Annotated in this window: 1 protein-coding gene and 1 pseudogene; both read right to left on the reverse strand. The window is 57.7% G+C overall.

Going from position 1 to position 2,233, the window contains the following annotated elements:
• Window positions 1-804 (reverse strand): annotated as a pseudogene (locus tag VGE80_RS06290) (hypothetical protein); the annotation flags it as partial.
• A 164-nt stretch (window positions 805-968) separates the two neighbouring features.
• On the reverse strand, window positions 969-2,233 hold a 1,265-nt coding region (locus VGE80_RS06295), incomplete at its 5' end, for an esterase/lipase family protein (protein ID WP_440592061.1).

The raw sequence follows: 2,233 nt of genomic DNA on the forward strand, positions 1-2,233 counted from the left end.
AATAATGAAGACCAGATCGGAATGTTCGAGATCGTCAAGAACCAGGGTGGCAGTGCCGGTGCCGAGCACGCTACCTAAGCCCACACCGCTGGCCTGATGACAGTAAAACGAACAGTTGTTGACGTTATTCGTTCCGAAGACACGCGCGAAAACCTGGAGCAGAAAACCTGCTTCGTTCGAACTGCGGCCACTGAAATACCAGAACGTTTCATTTGGTGAGACGACGCTGGATGAATCCGCTCCGGACTTCGGCGATGAAGAAACGGCTCTCCCCTGGCTGTCAGTCGGCAAGGGAGAGGAGGGATCAGAGCTGGTCGCGGCTTTAGCGGGGTGTTCGCCGTTAGATGAGACCGTATTTGGCCCCGGTGCGGTGGGGACGTCGACCGAGGCCGCAGGCTTCAGCTTTGAGATAATCCGGGAGAAGGCTTCTTCCCAGGAGATCGGCTGATAGTAGTTTTCACCCTGCCGATGAAGGAGCGGTTGGGTGAGACGTCCGCTGGTTTCCAGTTCACGCGGCGAGAACGTCTGCAATTGCGGGATCGAGTAGGTTTTGAAAAACTCGGGTTTGATCGCTCCCTGCATGTCAGCGACCATGGCCTGCAACGATTTCTTGCAGACTTCGGGAAAGACGCCAAGCTCGTTGGCCATTCCTCCTTGTTGTCCACCCATTCCCAGTGCGCAGGTCTTACAGGCATTCTTCGACCGCATGGCCTTCCAGAGTTTCCAGAGGCCCCCTGCTTCGCGTGCCTTACTGAAGGTGTACCGCACCGCTGGCCAACCACCGCCGGTTCGAACTCGTCGCATTTTGAACGCCTTGGGAGAAGACTCGACTGTCGCAGGACGTGGGGATTGTACGTCACTGCAAGGGGGGGCTCAACCGGAACCCCGATCATCCGGCATGCGCATGGTGCGGAGATTCCTTGCGGAAGTGCTTCCGACGTCGGCAGTCCCACCTATCGACGCGCCGTTCAGTACGGATGTTCGGCCAGGATTCGAAGCAACTCGTTCACCGCTTCCGGGGTTCGGTGAATGTGCGTGTGTGTGGCCTTGATCTGCAGCTCGGTCTCTGCACGGCAGTGAACGGCACTGGAGAGTGGAACGACGCGATCCCCTGTTTCGAATCCGGTGGTCATGTAACCTGTTCCGGCAATGGTGTGAACTTTCACGTGGTCACTGATGGGCAGGTCGTCGACGGCTTGCGCGAGCGGATGTTCTGGCTCCAGCATGTCGATACTGTTGGGAAATCGCCAGAAGACTGACCAGCGGAAGACGCCCGGGTTCGAAACGATCAGTTGCTGATGCAGTCCATTCTCAAATGGCGATCGTCGGATCAGCGCAGAACTCCATCGTCCCGTGAGCCGGGATGCCAATGCCGAGCCCCGATGGGGCGTGGCGATGAAGACGACGCGTTGAACCTGCGGTAACGGCTCGAAGAAGAAGACCTTAGCGAGCTGCCGGCGGTACTGATCGTTCATCTGGACCTGGTCCAGAGGGAGGTTGGCGATGGAATCCCAAAGATGAGTTCCGCTGCGGGTGACCTGCATTTTAGACACCAACCCTCCCATGCTATGGCCGACCAGCACCATCTGATGTCGGGAAGGATCATCGCCGTAGGCTGCCAGTTCGGCATCGGCTTCGCAAAGGGCTTGTCGCAGTTCGGCTGCTGCACGGAGAAAGTTTTTGCCTGTGGCATAATCGAATGCCCAGATCTGGTACCGCGCGTTGAACTCGGGATTTGCGCGGAGTTCATTCGCCATATCGATCCACGTACGGGGGCTCGACATTAATCCATGGACGAATAGGACTGGAATCTTTCCCGGTTGATGGGGTTCAAAGAAGTACAGCCCTTCGGAATCGCGGTGTTCGTCGGGGCGGACGAACATTTCGAAGGGGGTGGGAACCGAACCCAGGCTCAGCTCTCGAAAAGCGAAGACCGCTGATGTATCTGTTGCGAGACCGGCCGTGCCGGACGGACCCGGAACTGCATGAGTCGTGTAGGGGTTCCACAACTCGAGCACGGCTGGCTGGCCCCCCGTCCCGTCATTGACTTGAGGTCTGAGAAGGGCTGTTGCGCTGAACGAAACGTGGCGAGGTAGAAAGCGATCGCCGGGACGTAATTCTGTTCGATTGCACTTGCGGACCACCAGCGGGGAGCCGAGTCCATCCTGCCGGTGGTATCGCGACAATGAGGGAGACTCGTATTCGCCAATGGGATGGAGTTCTTCAAACTCTT

Origin of the sequence: Schlesneria sp. (assembly GCF_036405755.1) — a bacterium.
Taxonomy (GTDB): domain Bacteria; phylum Planctomycetota; class Planctomycetia; order Planctomycetales; family Planctomycetaceae; genus Schlesneria; species Schlesneria sphaerica.